2 protein-coding genes are annotated in these 3,192 nt (G+C 69.4%); both read right to left on the reverse strand.

The genetic code is table 11. From position 1 onward, the window contains the following. On the reverse strand, positions 1 to 1,461 hold a 1,461-nt coding region (locus AC08OP_RS23270; protein WP_476616129.1), incomplete at its 3' end, for an IS1634 family transposase. 805 nt (positions 1,462 to 2,266) lie between these two features. Continuing rightward, positions 2,267 to 3,049, reverse strand: a complete 783-nt coding sequence (locus tag AC08OP_RS23275) for a hypothetical protein (RefSeq protein ID WP_476616130.1) — start codon at positions 3,047 to 3,049, stop codon at positions 2,267 to 2,269. Between the last annotated feature and the right edge of the window lie 143 nt (positions 3,050 to 3,192).

Here is a 3,192-nt window from a genome sequence, read left to right on the forward strand (position 1 = left end):
GGTGTAGAGGCCGTCGACCTTGCGGCCGGGGCCGGCGGCGCGGCGGGCTTCTCGCTCGATGAGCGCCCAGACCAGCAGCGACAGGCACAGCAGGTGTAGCAGGCCGTGGATCCGTTTCGGGTTCTGCAGGAAGACGGGCGCTACTCCGAGGGGGCCCTTGAGCGCCGAGTAGCGGCGCTCGACGGCTTCCTGCCCCTTGTACTTCACCAGGACCTCGCCGGCGTCGGCCTCGTCGATGGTGAGGTTCGTCAGCAACGCGAACCAGCCGTCGGCGGCCTCGTCGACCGCGAGGGTGTCGGCGTCGAAGTGCCAGACCAGCAGCGGCTTTGCGGTGTCCGGGTCGGTGTCGGTGTGGACGCGCAGCCAGCGACCGACCTTCCGCTCGGCGGTGATCTTTGCGACGCGGGCGGCGACCGCGTCCTGGTCGCGGTAGTAGCGGCTGCCGAGGTTGCGGTGGACCTGGGCCAGGTCGGTCCGGGCCTTCTCGATCGCGGCTTCGCGGGCGGCACGCGACGCCTGGGCCCGGCGGACAGAGTGGGCGAACACGGCCCGGAACGTGGCCGGCGGGTCGGCGGCGGTCGGGCCGTTGAGCGTGACGGTGCCCTCGCGGACCCGGTGCAGGTCGCGCTGGTGGGCGAACAGGTCGGCCTCGCGGGCCGGGGTGTAGTCCACGATCGCCGCGGTCGCGACGTCCTGGGCGGCGAGCACCGCCGGCCCCACGATCGAGCGCGGGGCCGGGGCGACGAACCGCACGCCCGCCTGGTCGATCGCGGCCAGGTTGCGGTAGGAGACGAGCTTGCGGTCGCCGACGAGCAGGAACCGGCGCGGCCCGGCGAGGTCGCGCAGCGCGCGCATCGCCTCGTCGACCTGGCTGATCTCCGCGGCGCCGCCGTCGTAGGCGCGGGCGAGCACGGGGATGCCACCGTCGGCGGTCACGGCCAGGCCGGCCTGGACCTGACGCAGGTCGGTGCGGCCGTCCTTCGGGTGCCCGAAGGACGGGGTCGCGTAGTCGCCGCCGGCCTCGGGATGGTCATAGAGGCCGTAGAGCGAAATGGACGTCATGTCCCAGTGCAGTTGCGAGACGTCAATCCCGAACTCACGGATCGCGGTAGCGCCGATCGAGCCGACGACGGCCTCGTCCGCCTCGGCGAGGGCCTCGAGGGCGCGGCCGATCCGGTCATCGTTGAGCAGGTGGGCGGGGGTGCCGAGCATCTCCTCGACGGCCCACTGCGCGGCCCAGTCCTCGACGCGGACCAGCGCGGCCGGCTCGGTGACCCGGTTGGCGATCAACGCGCCAATGACTTGGCCGTGCGTCAGTCCGGCGTCGCGGCGGATCGGGCAGAGCCGGTCGATCGTGTCGACCAGGTCGAGGCGGGCGAGCACGTCACGGACAACGGGCAGCACGCCGAGCTGTTTGTCGCTGCTCGGGGGCCCGTAGTCGAGTACCGCTGTGGCCTGCACGGATCCAGAACGTGCCAGGCTGAACACTCCCCGAACCAGCGGCTACGACGCCATCCGATCAAGAGACTACGGATCTAGCACACCAGACGAACGTGCGGAGGACAGGCAGGAAGTCACCCGAGAGGTACAGGCAGGATGATCCGCGGGTAGAGGGCGGGGCATTGTTGCGGCGGTGGAACCCGCTGTCCCGCGGCTGCTGATCGGTCATGATCGAGCGACGCGTCGACGTCGCGCCTGCCCACCGGTCCCGGCGTCGGGGTTCGCGGGGTCCCGCCTTCTGCCGGAGGTGATCGGCCTCGCTGTCCGGTGGGTCTACCGCAACCCGCGGATCCGCGGCCTACGCGGCCGGGGGTGGAGAAACCGAACATCGACGGTCATGTCGCCAGTACGCGCAGGTCGTTCGGCACCCCATCCGGGCGCGTCGGACCGGTCGCCCATGCGGTGCGTCGGAGCGTCGCAGGTGGTGCACGGGACAGGAAGGCAGCCGGCCTCCACCGCAAAGCGGTGGAGGCCGGACTAGCCTTGTGCCGCGTGTCCATTCACGGGTGTGACCCGTGTTGATGCTGCTTCAGGCTGTGGTACAGTACGCGCAACGCTCCCTCGCGCGCCAGAACGGGGCCTCCTGAGGTCGATCTTACGATGAAGATCATCTGGGTTGGCCGGCCTGGCGGGCCGTGTCGCAGCCACTCGGACCATCGCACCGTGCCCGTGCCCGTGCCCGTGCCCGTCCCGTTGCACGGCTCATGTGGATGTTCGAATGCGTCTGGTCACCCGGCTGGGATGTCGCGCCGCGTCGCCTTCACCGTCACGACGTCGGTGACTGTGGTGACCGGTCATCGACGGCGGCTCCGGTGTCTCGGCGTAGGTGAGCGACCAGGTTGCGTGCGGTGCCCGTGCCGACGTTGAGTCGCTTGCGGAGGGTTTCGGCGGAGATGGGGCGGTGGTGGTGTTGCCAGTGGAGGACGTCTTCGGCGCGTGCGCGGTGGAGTAGGTCCTGCTGGCGTGCGTCCCGCTCGGTCTGACGTGATGTGGCGCCTGCTGGTTTCTGCCGGCTTCGCGCGATCGTGGGTGGCGTTACTGAATCCTGTGGCCGGTCGGCCTTCTTTGCTGCTGGGAAAAAGCTCCGGGACGGGACGGTGGTCTGGATGGCTTGGAGGAGACCGGGGCCGACTTCTGCCCATCCGATAAGCAGGAGGGGGCCGACGGCGTCGAAGGCTGCTTTGCCGTAATGGCCGGTGATGAGGGGCTCGGTGATGTTCAAGGCCAGCGTGACGGTGCTTGCGAAGATCAGTAGGCGTCGTGCGGCGCGGATGACGTCGGCGGGTCCGTCGTGCAGGGTGAGGTGGCGTGCGCCGAGGAGGAGTCCGACGACGGAGAGATCGACTGCGGGTGCAACGAGGATGGCGACGTAGGTCGGGACCCCGAGGCGGATGCCGAGTGCGGCGACATTGCCGAGCCCCAAGAGGAAAGTGAGCCCGACGACGGTTCCGACGATCATGGTCACCATGCGGGCGGTGTCGTTCGGACCCGCCAGGTCTACGGAACATGTGTTCGATTCAATCGGCGGGGTGGTCGGCTGGGTGCTCACGGGGCATCGCCCCTGGCCAGGAGCCTCGTGGAGACCGGTCGGACAGTGATCTCGGGACCCTGAACCAAGATCAGGCGGTTCTTCTGGTGACACGTTAGGTCCACCCATGTAGGCATTGCGCGAAGGGGCTGTCAAGTTAGCGG

It is taken from the genome of Frankia sp. CeRuru1, assembly GCF_977966315.1.